The organism is Telluria antibiotica (assembly GCF_011682055.1).
Lineage (GTDB): Bacteria > Pseudomonadota > Gammaproteobacteria > Burkholderiales > Burkholderiaceae_D > Telluria > Telluria antibiotica.
The window spans coordinates 1-15,970 of record NZ_JAAQOM010000033.1; the positions used below are offsets into that span (position 1 = coordinate 1).

The 15,970-nt window shown below is 68.0% G+C and carries 15 protein-coding genes, 1 rRNA gene and 1 riboswitch; of the genes, 13 read left to right on the top strand and 3 right to left on the bottom strand.

Annotated elements, in window-relative coordinates:
• Positions 1-448 precede the first annotated feature (448 nt).
• The 13 genes from cobT to HAV22_RS30450 all read left to right on the top strand — a co-directional run bounded on the left by cobT (position 449) and on the right by HAV22_RS30450 (position 13,494).
• Positions 449-1,483 carry a nicotinate-nucleotide--dimethylbenzimidazole phosphoribosyltransferase gene (gene cobT, locus HAV22_RS30390; RefSeq protein WP_166865473.1) on the top strand — a complete coding sequence of 345 codons (1,035 nt, stop codon included), beginning with the start codon at positions 449-451 and terminating at the stop codon, positions 1,481-1,483.
• Entirely contained in the window at positions 1,483-2,268 is a 786-nt protein-coding gene (locus HAV22_RS30395) for an adenosylcobinamide-GDP ribazoletransferase (RefSeq protein ID WP_166865476.1), read from the top strand. Before cobT ends, HAV22_RS30395 begins: the two co-directional genes overlap by 1 nt.
• Positions 2,265-2,801, top strand: a complete 537-nt coding sequence (locus tag HAV22_RS30400; RefSeq protein WP_166865479.1) for a histidine phosphatase family protein — start codon at positions 2,265-2,267, stop codon at positions 2,799-2,801. The genes HAV22_RS30395 and HAV22_RS30400 overlap by 4 nt, the downstream gene beginning before the upstream one ends.
• Positions 2,796-3,029, top strand: a riboswitch (cobalamin riboswitch). It overlaps the preceding gene by 6 nt.
• Positions 3,030-3,104: 75 nt before the next feature.
• Positions 3,105-4,946 carry a TonB-dependent receptor domain-containing protein gene (locus HAV22_RS30405; protein WP_166865482.1) on the top strand — a complete coding sequence of 614 codons (1,842 nt, stop codon included), beginning with the start codon at positions 3,105-3,107 and terminating at the stop codon, positions 4,944-4,946.
• Positions 4,947-4,966: 20 nt separating this feature from the next.
• Positions 4,967-5,989 (top strand): FecCD family ABC transporter permease, encoded by a 1,023-nt coding sequence (locus tag HAV22_RS30410; RefSeq protein WP_166865485.1) that lies wholly within the window; start codon positions 4,967-4,969, stop codon positions 5,987-5,989.
• Positions 5,986-6,765 (top strand): ABC transporter ATP-binding protein, encoded by a 780-nt coding sequence (locus tag HAV22_RS30415; protein WP_166865489.1) that lies wholly within the window; start codon positions 5,986-5,988, stop codon positions 6,763-6,765. Before HAV22_RS30410 ends, HAV22_RS30415 begins: the two co-directional genes overlap by 4 nt.
• Positions 6,758-7,384, top strand: coding sequence for a cob(I)yrinic acid a,c-diamide adenosyltransferase (cobO, locus tag HAV22_RS30420; RefSeq protein WP_166865491.1), 627 nt, complete (start codon positions 6,758-6,760; stop codon positions 7,382-7,384). The genes HAV22_RS30415 and cobO overlap by 8 nt, the downstream gene beginning before the upstream one ends.
• A complete protein-coding gene (locus tag HAV22_RS30425; protein WP_166865494.1) occupies positions 7,384-8,682 on the top strand; it encodes a cobyrinic acid a,c-diamide synthase CobB in 1,299 nt (432 codons plus the stop codon). Before cobO ends, HAV22_RS30425 begins: the two co-directional genes overlap by 1 nt.
• Positions 8,679-9,239: a bifunctional adenosylcobinamide kinase/adenosylcobinamide-phosphate guanylyltransferase gene (cobU, locus tag HAV22_RS30430; protein WP_166865497.1), complete on the top strand. Its 561-nt coding sequence runs from the start codon at positions 8,679-8,681 to the stop codon at positions 9,237-9,239. The genes HAV22_RS30425 and cobU overlap by 4 nt, the downstream gene beginning before the upstream one ends.
• Complete coding sequence (locus HAV22_RS30435) at positions 9,233-10,174, top strand: CobD/CbiB family cobalamin biosynthesis protein (protein ID WP_166865500.1); 942 nt, start codon at positions 9,233-9,235, stop codon at positions 10,172-10,174. Before cobU ends, HAV22_RS30435 begins: the two co-directional genes overlap by 7 nt.
• The gene (cobD, locus tag HAV22_RS30440) at positions 10,167-11,159 is read left to right on the top strand and encodes a threonine-phosphate decarboxylase CobD (RefSeq protein ID WP_166865503.1); all 993 of its coding nucleotides are present in this window, start codon (positions 10,167-10,169) and stop codon (positions 11,157-11,159) included. Before HAV22_RS30435 ends, cobD begins: the two co-directional genes overlap by 8 nt.
• Complete coding sequence (locus HAV22_RS30445; RefSeq protein ID WP_166865505.1) at positions 11,156-12,040, top strand: cobalamin-binding protein; 885 nt, start codon at positions 11,156-11,158, stop codon at positions 12,038-12,040. The genes cobD and HAV22_RS30445 overlap by 4 nt, the downstream gene beginning before the upstream one ends.
• Positions 12,037-13,494: a cobyric acid synthase gene (locus tag HAV22_RS30450; protein WP_166865508.1), complete on the top strand. Its 1,458-nt coding sequence runs from the start codon at positions 12,037-12,039 to the stop codon at positions 13,492-13,494. Before HAV22_RS30445 ends, HAV22_RS30450 begins: the two co-directional genes overlap by 4 nt.
• Here the strand turns inward: HAV22_RS30450 and HAV22_RS30455 are convergent, their stop codons facing one another.
• From HAV22_RS30455 to rrf, 3 genes are all read right to left on the bottom strand, one after another.
• Complete coding sequence (locus tag HAV22_RS30455) at positions 13,495-14,013, bottom strand: DUF5597 domain-containing protein (RefSeq protein ID WP_229421509.1); 519 nt, start codon at positions 14,011-14,013, stop codon at positions 13,495-13,497.
• A gap of 383 nt (positions 14,014-14,396) precedes the next feature.
• Positions 14,397-15,623 (bottom strand): helix-turn-helix domain-containing protein, encoded by a 1,227-nt coding sequence (locus HAV22_RS30460; protein WP_166865513.1) that lies wholly within the window; start codon positions 15,621-15,623, stop codon positions 14,397-14,399.
• A gap of 232 nt (positions 15,624-15,855) precedes the next feature.
• Positions 15,856-15,968, bottom strand: a 5S ribosomal RNA gene (gene rrf, locus HAV22_RS30465).
• Positions 15,969-15,970 lie beyond the last annotated feature (2 nt).

Genomic DNA, 15,970 nt, shown 5'->3' on the forward strand with positions numbered 1-15,970 from the left:
TTGCGTGAACATTTGATAATTTAAGCATTCAGTATCGCCGAAACGATACTGGCACCTCATCAAACGCCCACACTTATCGACTGTTTATTGTTAAAGAACTCTTGTATTCGGTACTGCCTTGCTGCGCTTGCGAATCGTTGTGTTCGTCAGCAGCAGAGGAATGAGATTATGCATCAGTTCGCTTAACTCGTCAACCCTCGTTTTTCTGCAACACAAGCGGCGTTATCAATCTACCTAGCTCAACTACTTGATTTCGCTGAACTTTTCTTGTGCTGCAGAAGCAGGACGCGAACTATAGCAAATCGGACCACAGGTATGCAAGTCGCATCGAACAACGATGCATCGCCGCAGCAACAGCCCAGCCGACCGACCGGCGACCGTCGCACGGTAAGAATTGCCCAATTGCTTGTGTGCTATCTTTGCCGCCTTCATCTTCCATGGAGATCCCATGCGCTTTCCGCACATCGCCCCCACGGCCCAGCCCGAACTCGGCGCCGCGCTCGCCGCCGCCATCAATAACAAGACCAAACCGCTCGGCAGTCTCGGCGCCCTCGAACGCCTCGCCAGCCGCCTGGGCCTCATCCAGGAGACGGTCGCGCCCACGGTCCGTCAGCCCGCGATCCTCGTGTTCGCGGGCGACCACGGCGTCGTGGCGGAAGGCGTGTCCGCGTACCCGCAGGACGTCACCTGGCAGATGGTCGAGAACTTCCTGGGCCAGGGCGCAGCGATCAACGTGTTCGCGCGCCAGAACGGCTGCGACCTGCACGTCGTCGACGCGGGCGTCAACCACGATTTCGGTCCGCGTCCCGGCCTCGTCGACCGCAAGGTCGCATACGGCACCCGCAACTTCGCGCGCGAGGCGGCGATGACACCGGAGCAGTGCGCAGCCGCGCTGGAACACGGCGCCGCGCTCGTGGCGGACCTGCCCGGCAACGTCGTCGGCTTCGGCGAGATGGGCATCGGGAACACGACGGCCGCGGCAAGCCTGATGCACAAGCTGACAGGGATTCCCATCGCGGACTGCGTCGGCGCCGGAACGGGCCTTTCGCCAGACGGCGTATTGCACAAACAGCGCGTGATCGAAGCGGCCGTCCGGCACCACGCCGGCGTCGAGGAGCCGCTGGGCGTGTTGGCGACGTTCGGCGGCTTCGAGATCGCGATGATGACCGGCGCCATGCTGCAGGCGGCCGCACTGCGCAAGGTGCTGCTGATCGACGGCTTCATCGCGACGAGCGCCCTCCTCGTCGCGACGCATATCGCACCGGCGATCCTCGACTATTGCGTGTTCGCGCACTGCTCCGACGAAGCGGGTCACCGCCGTATGCTGGACGCGCTGGGCGCTGAACCGCTGCTGCAGCTGAACCTGCGCCTGGGCGAAGGCACGGGCGCCGCGCTGGCGCTACCGCTGCTGCACGCGGCCGTGAACTTCCTGAGCGAGATGGCGACCTTCGCCTCGGCCAGCGTCAGCGAAAAATCCGCCTGATGCATCAGGTCAGGCTGTTCTTCATCGCGCTGCAGTTCTTCACGCGGCTGCCGATCCCGGCGTGGGTCGGCTTCGAAGCGAGCTGGCTGCAGCATGCGTCGCGCTACTTCCCGCTCGTCGGTTGCGTCGTCGCCGCGATCGCTGCCGGCGTGTATGCGGCGACGGCCCTGCTGCTGCCGGCGCCCGTGGCGGCCGTGCTGTCGACGGCGGCCTCGATCTGGATCACGGGCGCGTTCCACGAAGACGGCTTTGCCGACACGTGCGACGGCCTCGGTGGCGGCATGACGAAGGAACGGGCGCTGGAGATCATGAAGGACTCGCGCGTCGGCGCCTACGGTGCGATCGGCATCGTGTGCATGCTGGCGACGAAGCTGTCCGCGCTGGCGCTGCTGCCGCCGCGCGTGGCCGTTGCCGCGCTGTTCGTCGCGCATCCAGTGTCGCGCCTCGCCGCGACGGCGCTGATCTGGAAGCTGGACTACGTGCGCGGCGAAGGCAAGGCGAAGCCGTTGGCACAGCAGATGACGGGTGCCGAATTCGCGCTCGCCGCGCTGACGTGCGTGCTGCCGGCGGCGTGCGTGCTGGCCGCCGGCTGGATGACGCCCGCGGCGCTGCTGGCCGCCCTGCTCGCCGCGGCCGGCGCCGCGCTGTGGCTGGGCCGCCTGTTCGTGCGCCGCCTCGGCGGCTACACGGGCGACTGCCTCGGCGCCGTGCAGCAGCTGGCGGAAGCGCTGGCGTATGTCGCCGTGCTGGCCACGCCGGGCCACGGCGCCTGGACCGCGGCATGACCTTGTACCTCGTGCGCCATCCGCAACCGGACGTGGCGCCCGGCCTGTGCTACGGCGCCAGCGACGTGCCCGTGCGCGAGGCGGAACTCGCGCGCGTGCACGCGGCGCTCGCGGCACGCGGCCTGCCGCGCGACCTCCCGGTCCATGCAAGCCCATTGCAGCGCTGCGCCCTGCTGGCCGAACGCCTGGCGCCGGGCCGTGTCACGCACGATGCACGCCTGGCCGAGATGGATTTCGGCGCGTGGGAACTGCGCGCCTGGTCCGACATCCCGCGCGCCGACGTCGACGCGTGGACGGCCGATCTCCTGCACTATCGTCCCGGCGGCGCGGAAAACGTGCTCGACGTGGCACGCCGCGTGCATGCGTTCCGCGCCGACTTGCGCGTACCGTCCGCGCTGGTCGTCTGCCACGCCGGCACGATCCGCCTGCTGGCGGCGCTGCACGGCGGCGCGCCGCTCGAGCAAGCCGCGCTGCAAGCGGCGCAGACGCCCCATCGCATCGGCTACGGCGACGTCGTCGTGCTGGGCGTATAATGTCGGCGTTTTGGTGCTCGCGCCCCTCTCTCGGGCGCAGTTAAACGGGAAACACGAAGCGCTTCACAAACAAGCGCCAACGTGTGCTGCCCCCGCAACGGTAAGCAAGTGCCGCCCGCGTTCGACGCGTGCGCGGCAACCGTCTTCACATACCACTGTGCATCCGCATGGGAAGGTCGGACGGCCATACTTGCCAGCCCGGATACCGGCCAAAAGGTGGAAGCGCGCAATGCAACGCAGCGCGCGCGTCCGTTCACCTGGCTGACGGGGACGTCGGCCGGTTGGCCCACACAATAAAAAGTCATGTCCATTCCTGTTTCCCGGCAGGCGGCCGCGCTTTCGCTCGCATTCGCCGCTGCCGCATCGGTCCACGCCGATCCCGTTCCCGACACCATCGTCGTTACCGCCACCCGTACGCCGCAAGGCGCAGAAGAAGTCATCCCCGACACCGTCATCGTCACGAGCGACGACATCGCGCACGCCGGCGCCGGCTCCGTCGCCGACGTGCTGCGCCGCCAGCGCGGCATCGAAATCGTCCGCAACGGCGGTGCCGGTACCAGCACGAGCGTGTACCTGCGCGGCGCCAACAGCAACCAGGTCGTCGTGCTCGTCGACGGCGTGCGCATCGGTTCCGCGACCACGGGCGCGGCATCGTGGAACGCGATCCCGCTGTCGGCGGTCGACCACATCGAGATCGTCTACGGTCCCCTGAGCTCCCTGTACGGCGCCGACGCCATTGGCGGCGTCGTGCAGATCTTCACCAAGCAGGGACAAGGCCGGCCGTCGTTCAGCGCCGGCGCGGCCGGCGGCACGTACGGCACGAACCGGTACGATGCCGGCGTCGTCGGCTCGACGGACGGCGAACATGCCGTGACGTATGCGCTCGGCGGCGCGCGCGAAGAGTCGGACGGCTTCTCGTCCACGCGCCCCGGCTCGTCGAGCTACAACCCGGACGACGACGGCTACACGCGCACCACCGTCAACGGCCGCGTGACCATGCGCCTCGCCGAGGGTCACGAGATCGGTGCGCAATTCCTGAAGAGCCGCCTGAGCGCGCAGTACGACAACGGCAAGTCGGCGTTCGACGCCCGCAACCGCCAGGAAGTCGACAGCTATGCCGTGTTCCTGAACGACCGCTTCCTGCCCAACTGGCGCAGCAGCGTCCAGGCGGCCCGTTCGGAAGACAAGCTGGGAAGCTTCACGAGCACGGCCCCTTCCGGCACGACGCAGCTGAACACGCGCCAGGACGAATTCACATGGCAGAACACGTTCGACCTGGACGGCGCCACGCTGCAGGTGCTGGCGAACCACCGCAAGGAACAAGTGCTGTCCAGCTCCGTCGCGAACCTGAACCGTTCGCGCATCACGAACGCCGTCGCGGCCGCGTACGACGTGCGGCGCGGCAGCCACCTGCTCGACGTCAGCGCCCGCAACGACTGGTTCGAATACGGCGCGAAGACGACGGGCGCCATCGGCTACGGCTACGAGTTCACGCAGGACTTGCGCGCGACGGCGAGCGTCGGCACGAGCTTCCGCGCGCCCACGTTCAATGAATTGTTCTATCCGGGCTACGGCCTCGCATCGAACAAGCCGGAACGGGGCCGCAACGCGGAAGCGGGCGTGCAATACCGCCTGGCCGGCGTCGACCTGCGCGCGAACTACTACCGCAACCGCCTGACCGACATGATCGTGTCCGTCACGCCGTGCCCGAGCCGCACCGGCAGCTGTGCGTACAACGTCGACCATGCGCTGCTGGAGGGCCTGACCCTGGCGGCCGACACGCGCATCGGCAACCTCGGCCTGCGCGCCAGCGCCGACCTGCAGAACCCGCGCGACGAGACCACCGGCAAGCAGCTGGCCCGCCGCGCGCGCCGCCACGCCAGCGTCGCCGCCGACTACAGCCTGGGGCAGGTCGACAGCGGTGTCGAGTTGCAGGCGTCCGGCCACCGCTTCGACGACGCCGGCAACGCGTACCGTCTCGGCGGCTACGGTTTGCTGAACCTGTACACTACGTGGCACCTGACGCGCGACTGGTCGTTGCTGGCCCGCGTCGACAACGCGGCGGACAAGCACTACGAACTGGCGCGCAACTACGGCACGGCCGGGCGCAGCTGGTTCGCAGGCATCCGCTACGGCATTCGCTGACCATCATGTACCGACGAGCCATGCACCTTGTTCCACCGCCCGCACGCCAGCGCGCCATCCCGATCATCGCCGCGTTGTTGTGCGCGGCGCTCGCCAGCCTGCTCGTCGCGGGCATGAGCGGGTCGATCGCCATCGCGCCGTCCGACGTCCCGGACGCGCTGGCGCAGGTGTTGCGTGGCCGGCCGGAATCGCTGGCCGCGTCGCTCCTCGAGCTGCGCGCCAGCCGCGCACTGATGGCCTTCGTCACCGGCGGCGCGCTCGCGCTGGCGGGCGTCATGATGCAGGCGCTGCTGCGCAATCCGCTGGCCGAGCCGTACGTGCTCGGCATCTCGGCCGGCGCGTCGGTCGGCGCGCTGTTCGCGCTGCTGATGATGTGCGCCGCCGCCACCGTCGACTTCGCGGCGATGGGCGGCGCGGTGACGGTCGCGCTGCTGCTGTATCTGCTGGCGCGGCGCGACATGCGCAGCGGCGTCGCGGCCGAAGGCGGCACGTCGATGCTACTGCTGACGGGCGTCATCCTGTCGTCGGCCAGCATGGCCCTCGTCACCTTGATGCTGTCGATCGCGCCGGAAGGACGGCTGCGCAGCATGGTGTTCTGGATGATCGGCGACCTGGCCGGCGCCCCGCTCCGCATCCTGCCGTGGCTCGTGCTGGGCGCGGCGCTCGCGTACGCGCTGCGCAATGCGCGCGCGATGAACATGCTCGCGCTGCACGCGGAAGCCGCCGCCACGCTGGGCGTGCACGTTGGCAGCGTGCGCAAGGGCCTGTTCTTCACGTCGGCCTTGCTGACGGCAAGCGCCGTGACGAGTGCCGGCGCGGTCGGATTTGTCGGCCTGATCGTGCCGCATGCCTGCCGCTTCGCGTTCGGCCCCGACCACCGCGTGCTCGTGCCTGCCGCCGTGCTGGGCGGCGGCAGCCTGCTCGTGCTGTGCGATACCGTGGCGCGCACGATCGTCGCGCCGACCCAGCTGCCCGTCGGCGCCATCACGGCGCTGATCGGCGCCCCCGTCTTCCTGTACCAGCTGCACCGGTTGCACAAATGACGATCGCGACCCGACAACTGGCATTGCGCGCGGGCGGCCGCGTACTCGTGCAAGGTCTCGACTGGACGGTGGCGGCCGGCGAATGCTGGTCCATCATCGGCCGCAACGGCGCCGGCAAAAGCACCTTGCTGCGCGCCCTGGCCGGCCTGCGCGCACCGGACGGCGGCACCGTCGAGCTGCAAGGACGGGCGTTGTCCGCCTGGCCGCTGGAAGCGCTCGCGCGCGAACGGGCCTACCTGCCGCAGGCGCGCAGCGACGCCTTCTCGTACAGCGTGATGGAAACCGTGCTGTCCGCACGCCACCCGTACCACGCCAATCATTACTGGGAGCAGACCGACGACCATCACGCGGCGATGAAGGCCCTTGCGGCGATGGAAGTCGACGACCTGGCCACGCGCGACGTGCGCACCTTGTCCGGCGGCGAACGCCAGCGCGTCGCGATCGCCGCGCTTCTCGCCCAGGACACGCCGCTGCTGCTGCTGGACGAGCCGGCGAACGCGCTCGACCTGGCGCACCAGGTGCGCACGATGTCGCTGCTGGCGCGCCTGTGCCGGCAAAGCGGCAAGACCGTCGTGATGATCGGCCACGACCTGAACCTCGCGCACAGCATCTCCACCCACGCCCTGCTGCTGATGGGCGACGGCCGCTGGCATGCCGGCCCCGTCGACGACGCCATGCAGGCCCCGCTGCTGAGCAGCTATCTCGGCCACCCGATCGACGCGATCGAGAACAAGGGCCGGCGACTATTCATTCCCCTGGAGGCACCACATGACTGATCTGACACCCGAACAAACGGCAGCCCTCAACGAGCGCCACCGCGTGCGCATGGAACGCAAGAAGGCGATCATCGACGCCAAGATCGCCGCGGCCGACAAGAAGATCGGCATCATCATCGTCAACACGGGCAACGGCAAGGGCAAGAGCTCGAGCGCGTTCGGCATGGTCGGGCGCGCGCTCGGCCACGGCATGAAGGTGGGCGTCGTCCAGTTCATCAAGGGCGCGATGTCCACCGGCGACGAGATGTTCCTCCGTCGCTTTCCCGACGACGTCAGCTTCCACGCGATGGGCGAAGGCTATACCTGGGAGACGCAGAACCGCGAACGCGACGTCGTCAAGGCCGAAGCGGCATGGGAGCAGGCGCGCCGCTTCCTTTCCGACCCGGTCTACGGCCTCGTCGTGCTCGACGAGTTGAACATCGCGCTCAAATACCGCTACCTCGACGTGCACACGGTGATCGCCGACCTGCTCGACCGCCCGGAGATGCAGCACGTCGTCGTGACGGGCCGCGGGGCGCCGCCGGAACTCATCGCCGTCGCTGACACTGTCTCCGAAATGACCGACGTGAAGCACGCGTTCCGCGCGGGCATCGGGGCCCAGGCCGGGACGGAGTGGTGATGGCTACCTCCGCACGCATGGTGCTGATCGCGGCCACCGCGTCCGGCCAGGGCAAGACGACGGTGACGGCCGCGCTGGCGCGCAAGCTGCGCCGCATGGGCCAGCGCGTGCAGGTGTTCAAGTGCGGGCCGGACTTCATCGACCCGATGATCCTCGAGCACGCGAGCCGCGCGAAAGTCCATACGCTCGACCTGTGGATGGTCGGCCTTGAGCAAAGCCGCCAGCGCCTCGCCCGCGCCGCGCGCGAGGCGGACGTCGTCCTCGTGGAAGGCGTGATGGGCCTGTACGACGGCGATCCGTCCGCCGCCGACCTCGCGCGCACGTTCGACTTGCCCGTGCTGGCCGTGATCGACGCCGCGGCGATGGCGCAGACGGCAGGCGCCGTCGTGCTGGGCCTGCGCGATTACGGCCCGGTGCGGATGGCCGGCGTCGTCGCCAACCGCGTCGCGAGCGAAGGCCACGCCCGCATGGTGGCGGCGTCGCTGCGCGACATCCCGCTCTTTGCCACGTTGCCGAAGCAGGCGCGCCAGCTGCCGGAGCGCCATCTCGGCCTCGTCGTACCGGGTGAAGTCGACGGCATCGACGCCCTCCTCGACACGCTGGCGGACCAGTTGCAACTGGACGAGGCGGCGTGGAATGCGCTGGCGCCGCGACCATTGGACGCGTCGCTGCCGGAAGCGCCGGTGCCGCCGCTGCTGGCCGGGAAGACGGTGGCGATCGCGCGCGATGCGGCGTTCTGCTTCCTGTACCCGGCCAACGTCGACACGCTCGAGGCGCTGGGCGCCAGCGTGCGCTGGTTCTCGCCGCTCGCGGACGAGCCGGTGCCGCCGGACGCGCACGCCGTGTACCTGCCGGGCGGTTATCCCGAGCTGCACGGCGCAGCGCTTGCGCAGGCGATGCACTGGCGCGACTCGATTCGCGCCGCACACGCGGCCGGCGTACCGATCCTCGGCGAATGCGGCGGCATGATGGTGCTGGCCGACACGCTCGCCGACCAGGACGGCCACGAGTGGCCGATGGCCGGCCTGTTCCCGGGCCGCGTGCAGATGCAGCCGCGCCTCGCCGGACTTGGACCGCAGGCGGTGGCAACGCAGGCCGGGCAGATGCGCGGCCACACGTTTCACTATTCGCGCCTGGAGACGCCGCTCGCACCGACCGCATGGACGGTCAAGCATCCGTCCGGCGCGCAGGGCGAAGCCGTGTACCGTGTGGGCTCGCTGACGGCGTCGTACTTCCACGCATTCTTCGCGTCGAACCCGGCGGCCGCCGCGAGCCTGCTGCGCGGAGACCTCGCGTGACGCGCACCTTGCTCCTCGGCGGCGCGCGCTCGGGCAAGAGCGGCCTGGCCGAGCGGCTCGCGCGCGCATCCGGCAAGGACGTGGTCTATGTCGCGACGTCGTACGCGGGCGACGCCGAGATGGCGGCCCGCATCGCCCACCACCGCGCGCGCCGGCCGAGCGGCTGGACGACGGTGGAGGAAGCGACGGCGCTGGCGTCCGCGCTGCGTGCCCAGTGCGCGCCGGAGCGCATCGTGATCGTCGACTGCCTCACCTTGTGGCTGACGAACCTGATGTTCTCGGCGTACCAGGAATTTCCCGAGGTCGGCCCCATCGACTTGCCGGCGCTGTTCGAGGCCGAACGCGCCGCGTTGCTGGACTGGCTAAACGCGCCCCCGGCCGGCGACGTCGTGTTCGTGTCGAACGAAGTCGGCATGGGGATCGTGCCGTACGGCGCCGTGTCGCGCGCGTTCGCGGACGAAGCGGGTCGGCTGAACCAGGACGTCGCGGCGCGCTGCGACCGCGTGCTGTTCGTCGCGGCCGGTCTGCCGCTGGCGCTGAAAGGCGCGCCATGCTGAGCGGGCTGGCGCCGACGACGCTCGCGCTGGCACTCGTCGCCGGCGTCTTGCTCGACCTGTGGTTGGGCGAGGCGCGGCGCTGGCATCCGCTCGTCGGCTTCGGTCGACTGGCGTCCGCGCTGGAACGCCGATTCAACGCCGGAAGACTCCGCATCGCGCGCGGCCTGCTGGCCTGGATGGTCGCCGTGCTGCCGTTGACGCTGCTGTCCTGGCTCGCGTGCGCGTACGGCTGCGCGGCCCTGCACGCGTTACTGCTGTACCTGGGCATCGGCCTGCGCAGCCTGCGCGACCACACGCTGCCGATCCACGTGGCGCTCGCGGAGGGCGATCTGGAGCGCGCCCGCGGGCTGACGTCGCGCATCGTCAGCCGCGACACGGCGCAGGCCGGCGAACGGGATCTCGCCAAGGCCGGCGCGGAATCGCTGCTCGAAAACGGCAACGACGCCGTGTTCGGCACATTGTTCTGGTTCCTCGTCGGTGCCGGGCCGGGTGTCGTCCTGTTCCGCCTCGCGAACACGCTGGACGCCATGTGGGGCTACCGCAACGCGCGCTTCCACCTGTTCGGCAAGGTGGCAGCGCGCATCGACGACGTGCTGAACTACGTGCCGGCCCGTCTCACCGCCCTCTCGTACGTGCTGCTGGCGCAACGGGGACGGCTGCTCGCGTGGCGCTGCTGGCGCGCGCAGGCCCGCGCGTGGAGCAGTCCAAACGCGGGGCCCGTCATGGCCAGCGGCGCCGGCGCACTGGGCGTGCGACTGGGCGGCGCGGCCGTGTACGACGGCGTGACGGAAGAGCGCCCCGCGCTCGGCACCGGACCCGACGCGTGCGCGAACGACATCGTGCGCGCCTGGCGCCTCGTGTGGCGCACCACGTTGCTGTGGGTGATTGCCGCCTGCGTCGCGCTGTCCGCGCTGGATGGGGTGCTCCATGCTTGAACACGGCGGCAACCTGCGCGCGGCAAAAGCACGCTACGGCGGCACGGACTGGATCGACCTTTCCACCGGCATCAACCCGCATGGCTATCCGGCGCCGGCACCGTCGTCCGACGCTTGGCAGCGGCTGCCCGAACCGGACCCCGACCTGGTGCGCGCGGCATGTGCGTATTACGGTGCGCCGCATCTGCTGCCGGTCGCCGGCACGCAGGCCGCGATCCAGGCCTTGCCGCGCCTGCGGGCCGAGCTGGCGGGGCCCGCGCGCGTGACGGTGGCCGCGCCGTCGTATGCGGAACACGCGCACCACTGGCGCCGCCTCGGCCACGCCATGCGCGAAGTCGCCTACGACTCGCTCGACGACGCGATCGGTGCAAGCGACGTCGTCGTCGTCGTCAATCCGAACAATCCGACCGGCGCAACGGTGGCGCCCGAACGGTTGCTGGGCTGGGCGGCGCAACTCGCGGCGCGCGGAGGCTGGCTCGTCGTGGACGAAGCGTTCGGCGACACGGCGCGTGCGCTCAGCGTCGCCGGGCACGTGGGCCGGCCCGGGCTCGTCGTGCTGCGCTCCGTCGGCAAGTTCTTCGGCCTGGCGGGACTGCGGCTCGGCTTCGTCGGCGCGGAAGAACCTCTGCTGGCGGCGCTGGGCGACCTGCTCGGCCCCTGGACCATCAGCGGCCCGGCACAGGAAGTCGCGATCGCCGCGTTGCGCGACCACGGCTGGCAACGGGCGACGCAGACACGCCTCGCACGCGACGGCGCGCGCATGCATGCGCTACTGGCGGACCACGGCATCGACGCCCACGGCACGCCGTTGTTCCACTGGTGGGCGGCACCGCGCGCCGAGGACTTTCATCAACACATGGCGCGGCGCGCGATCTGGGTACGACTGTTCCCGGGCGCCGCGCGCGGCATCCGCGTGGGCCTGCCCGGGAACGAATCCGCATGGCTGCGCATCGAACAAGCACTCCGGGAATGGAACGACACATGAAACGAACGATCAACATCGTCGCAGGCGCGCTCCTGCTCGCGGCCGGCCTGCAGGCGCGGGCCGCCATCACCGTCAAGGACGACGCGGGCGCCACCGTCACCGTGGCGAAACCTGCGCAGCGCGTGATCTCGCTGGCGCCGCACGTCACCGAACTCCTGTTCGCGGCCGGCGGCGGCAGCCACGTCGTGGGCGTCGTCTCGTACAGCGACTTCCCGGAGGAGGCGAAAAAAATCCCGGAGATCGGCTCGAACCGCGAGGTCGACCTGGAACGCATCATGGCCATGAAGCCGGACCTGATCGTCGTCTGGCGCCACGGCAGTTCGGAACGGCAGATCGACATGCTGCAAAAGCTGGGCATCCCCATGTTCCACAGCGAGCCGCAGAAGCTGGAAGACATCGCGGACAACGTGCAGAAGCTCGGCCAGCTGATGGGCACCGACGCCGTCGCCGGCCCGGCCGCCGCCGACCTGCGCAACCGGATCGCCGCCCTGCGCAGCCGCTACGCGAAGCGTCCCGTCGTGCGCAGCTTCTACCAGGTGTGGGACAAGCCGCTGTACACGCTGAACGGCCGCCACATCGTCAGCGACGCGCTGCGCCTGTGCGGCGGGGAGAATATCTTCGACAAGCTGGCCGTGACGGCGCCCGTCGTGTCGATCGAAGCCGTGCTGCAGGAGAATCCGGAAGCGATCTTCGCCACCGCCGAGAAGAACTACGGCGGCGTGAGCATGTGGAAGCCGTACACCACGTTGACCGCGGTCCGCAACGACAACCTGTTCACGATCGACGGCAACCTCCTGAACCGCTCCGGCCCGCGCATGGTCGCCGGCGCCGCGCAACTGTGCGAGAAACTGGAACTGGCGCGCAGCCACCGCGCCAAATGACGCGCTTTCCCTACGCCACCCTGATGGTGCAGGGCACGACGTCGGACGCAGGCAAGAGCACGCTCGTCGCCGCGCTGTGCCGCCTGCTGGCCCGCCGCGGCGTGCGCGTCGCACCGTTCAAGCCGCAGAACATGGCGCTCAACAGCGCCGTCACGAGCGATGGCGGCGAGATCGGCCGCGCTCAGGCGCTGCAGGCCGTGGCGGCCGGCGTGGCGCCGCACACGGACATGAATCCGGTGCTGTTGAAACCGTCGAGCGACATCGGCGCGCAAGTCATCATCCACGGCCGCGTGCGCGCGGAGATGGATGCGCGCGACTACCACCAGTACAAGACCGTGGCCATGCAGGCCGTGCTGGAATCGCATGCGCGGCTGCGCGCGCAGTACGACGCCGTGATCGTGGAAGGCGCCGGCAGTCCGGCCGAGATCAATCTGCGCGACCGCGACATCGCCAACATGGGGTTCGCGGAAGCGGTGGACTGCCCCGTCATCCTCGTCGCGGACATCGACCGCGGCGGCGTGTTCGCCCACATCGTCGGCACGCTGGCCTGCCTGTCGGACAGCGAGCGGGCGCGCATCGTCGGATTCGTCATCAACCGCTTCCGCGGCGACATCGGGCTGCTCGAACCGGGCCTAGCCTGGCTCGAACGGCAGACGGGCAAGCCGGTGCTGGCCGTGCTGCCCTATCTGCACGGCCTGTACCTCGACGCCGAGGATGCGGTGCAAGCTGTCGCGCCGGGCACCGGACACTTCCGCATTGTCGTGCCCAGCTATCCCCGCATGAGCAACCACACGGACTTCGATGCGCTGCGCGTTCATCCCGACGTCGACCTGCGCTTCGTGCGCGAAGGCGAACCGATTCCCGATGCCGACCTCGTCATCCTCCCCGGCAGCAAGAACACGCGCGGCGATCTCGCATGGCTGCACGCGCAAGGCTGGCCGGAACGCATCCGCCGACACCTGCGCTATGGCGGAAAGGTGATCGGGATCTGCGGCGGCTTCCAGATGCTGGGGGCCTGCGTCGACGACCCGTACGGCGTGGAAGGCGTGGCCGGACATTCGAAAGGACTGGGGTTGCTCGACCTCGGCACGACCTTGACCCGGCAAAAACGCCTGGCGCAGGTAAGCGGCCGCTGCGCGTTCGCGCCCGGTGCGGTGGACGCGGCGGTGACCGGCTACGAGATCCACATGGGCGTCTCGACGGGAAGCGCGCTGGCGCGGCCCGCGTTCGAGATCGACGGCCGGCCCGAAGGAGGATGCTCGGACGACGGCCAGGTGCTTGGCACGTATCTGCACGGCTTGTTCGACCATGCGGATGCGTGCGCGGCGCTGCTGCGCTGGGCCGGCCTGCACAGCGCGCACGAGGTCGACACGGCCGCGCTGCGCGACGCGAGCCTGGACCGCATCGCGGATGCGGCCGCGCCGCTGCTCGACCGGCTGATCACGCTGGCCTGATCAGTAGGTGCCCATCCTGACCTTCAGGACGACGGGCCTGCCGGTCAGGTTGAGGCCCGAATCGACCTGGTCGCCGTTCCAGTTACGCTCCATCACCCAGCGGCCGGCACTGTCGAAATGCCCTTCTTCGACGCGGCCGTACGTCGACGGCTTGTCCGCGTTCGTGCCCGCGCCGTCGAACTTCACGCGCGCATGCTGGCCGACGACGATGAATTCATTGTCGGCGATCTGGGCGACGGCCACGCCGCCACTGGGCGTCTCCGTGCCGGGCGGTTTCTCCTTGATCGTCGCCAGCCATTGCTCGTCGCCGAGTTGCCACAGCCGGTAGGACGCGGTCGCCTTCCAGTTCTTCGGCGCGATGGCCTGCGGCTTGCGGTCGTCAAAGGCCCAGGACGCCCATAGCCGCTCCATCGGACGGAACGCGGCGAACACCTTCGCGATCGCCTCCAACGCCCCAATCGCCAAACGGACCTTCGCCGTCACCGGCGGCAGCGCGGCGGCGTGACCGATATTCTTCATGAATCGATTCCTCTTGTATGGGAAAAACGCCGCCCGCCCTTGCGATGGCGGACGGCTCAAAGGAGACTCTTGCAATGAATGGTGCAATACGCCGACAGGCACCGAGGACCGTCGCGCGACATCAGCCTTATCTGCGCCGCAGCTCAGCACCGAAGGGCTCGAGCGGCAGCGTGCCGTTCCGCGTCCGGCCGCCGAGCACACCGGTGGCGGCGCCATCGATCTTGACGTCCTGCGGCTGCGTCGTCGTGCTGACGTACAGCGTGCGGCCGTCCACCTCGCGGGCAGGTAGACGTTTGAACGTTTTATAACCACCACAGCATAGAAGCACCGGTCGCCGCCTTCTTAACGGCATTACGGAAAATTTAGCGACAACGCAGGATTTGTTATTCGTGGTGATGGTCCTGTTGTGCGTCCGCCGCCGTCCGCGCGGACGCCGGGCTGTCGGGCTTGACGTCGGACCGCACCGTGACGCTTCTGAATGTCTTGGGCGTGCAGCCGTATTCTTCCTTGAACAGCTTGTTGAAATACGAGACGTTGCCATAGCCGACGGAATACGCGACTTCGGCGACAGTCGCGGCGGGGTTCTCCGTCAGCAGCCTGGCCGATTCCGTCAGCCTCAGCTTTTTAAGATACGTGGTGAAGGTTATGCCGAGTTCCGCCTTCAGGAAGTCGTTGACCTTGTTGCGATTCACGCCCGTTCCCGCGACGACGCTGTCCAGGTCCAGTTCGGAGTTCGTGTAATTCGTCGCGATGAAGCGCAGGACTGCCGCTTTTTCCTTGTCCTTGAACGGCTCCAGGGTCAGTTGCCGATATGCGACGAGTGGCAGATCCTTCCTGAGCTTCGCGTCCAGGCTGGCGGCGAGTTCCCGCGCATGTGCCCGGAAAAACCAGAACGCGAAGGCACACCAACTGCTCACCAGGATGACCGCCAGCGCGACGAGATAGCGATAGTCGCGTCCGTGCAACGTCAGCTTGCTGATTTCTACGCGGCTGTCGAGATCGCGCGGACTTTGCTGGCTGATTCCGAATACGAATTTTGCCACTTGGTTCAGCTTATAAGACTGGTGCGAGAGGTCGAGGTGCATCCTTTCGTACCACCACTGCGGAATGGTCAGCCGCGTCAGATCCAGCGATACCGGCACGCCCTTGGCGTCGCACGAGAAGAACGTGAGCGGAGACGGGTAGGTCAGGTAATCGCCGGTCTTCGACACTGTCGCGTCGAATGTCGGCAGGGCGAAAATCAGAATGTTCAACGGATTGCATTTGGCCGTGAACGAGATGGTGTCGTATTGCGACAGGTCCACCGGCACTGTATTGCCGTTGCCATCTTCGAATACCATTTCGGCTGACGCAAAGGAATATGGCGCGGGCCGCTTGAGCCGGAAGTCGAAACGGAGCGACCGCTGGCCGGATGCGACGATGCGTATCGCCGCGCCGCCGCCCTCTGTCGCCACTGTCGTTGTATTCGTGCGCCAGTACAAGCCTCCGGCACCCGATGGCATGAGCGTTGCGGATGGGTAGCTCTGATATACGCAGATGCACGCGATCAACGCGTCCACGACCAGCAGCAGAATGAGCGCAAATAGCGCTTTTTTATAGAAATTTTGCATCTTGCTCACGTCTAATTTTCGCCGCGACACCTGCGCTGGATGAGCAGCTGGCGAACGCGGTGTCTCGTCCAGGAGCTTACCTTTGCGACACCCGATAACGTAACAAGGCGTCCGCTTTTTTTATAACGATGCGAAAATTTTCGTTTGCGCGGATGAATTTGTTATCTGTTTCGGTAGGGAAAAAGCAAAAAGCCCGCTCAGTCTTGACTGAGCGGGCTTCTGCGAATAACTAGCCTGACGATAACCTACTTTCACACTGGTTGCAGCACTATCATCGGCGCAAAGTCGTTTCACGGTCCTGTTCGGGATGGGAAGGGGTGGTACCGACTTGCTATGGTCATCAGGCA

Coding starts and splice junctions, on each gene's coding strand:
- cobT (WP_166865473.1), top strand. CDS start 449: ATGCGCTTTCCGCACATCGCCCCCACGGCCCAGCCCGAACTCGGCGCC.
- HAV22_RS30395 (WP_166865476.1), top strand. CDS start 1,483: ATGCATCAGGTCAGGCTGTTCTTCATCGCGCTGCAGTTCTTCACGCGG.
- HAV22_RS30400 (WP_166865479.1), top strand. CDS start 2,265: ATGACCTTGTACCTCGTGCGCCATCCGCAACCGGACGTGGCGCCCGGC.
- HAV22_RS30405 (WP_166865482.1), top strand. CDS start 3,105: ATGTCCATTCCTGTTTCCCGGCAGGCGGCCGCGCTTTCGCTCGCATTC.
- HAV22_RS30410 (WP_166865485.1), top strand. CDS start 4,967: ATGCACCTTGTTCCACCGCCCGCACGCCAGCGCGCCATCCCGATCATC.
- HAV22_RS30415 (WP_166865489.1), top strand. CDS start 5,986: ATGACGATCGCGACCCGACAACTGGCATTGCGCGCGGGCGGCCGCGTA.
- cobO (WP_166865491.1), top strand. CDS start 6,758: ATGACTGATCTGACACCCGAACAAACGGCAGCCCTCAACGAGCGCCAC.
- HAV22_RS30425 (WP_166865494.1), top strand. CDS start 7,384: ATGGCTACCTCCGCACGCATGGTGCTGATCGCGGCCACCGCGTCCGGC.
- HAV22_RS30435 (WP_166865500.1), top strand. CDS start 9,233: ATGCTGAGCGGGCTGGCGCCGACGACGCTCGCGCTGGCACTCGTCGCC.
- cobD (WP_166865503.1), top strand. CDS start 10,167: ATGCTTGAACACGGCGGCAACCTGCGCGCGGCAAAAGCACGCTACGGC.
- HAV22_RS30445 (WP_166865505.1), top strand. CDS start 11,156: ATGAAACGAACGATCAACATCGTCGCAGGCGCGCTCCTGCTCGCGGCC.
- HAV22_RS30450 (WP_166865508.1), top strand. CDS start 12,037: ATGACGCGCTTTCCCTACGCCACCCTGATGGTGCAGGGCACGACGTCG.
- HAV22_RS30455 (WP_229421509.1), bottom strand. CDS start 14,013: ATGAAGAATATCGGTCACGCCGCCGCGCTGCCGCCGGTGACGGCGAAG.
- HAV22_RS30460 (WP_166865513.1), bottom strand. CDS start 15,623: ATGCAAAATTTCTATAAAAAAGCGCTATTTGCGCTCATTCTGCTGCTG.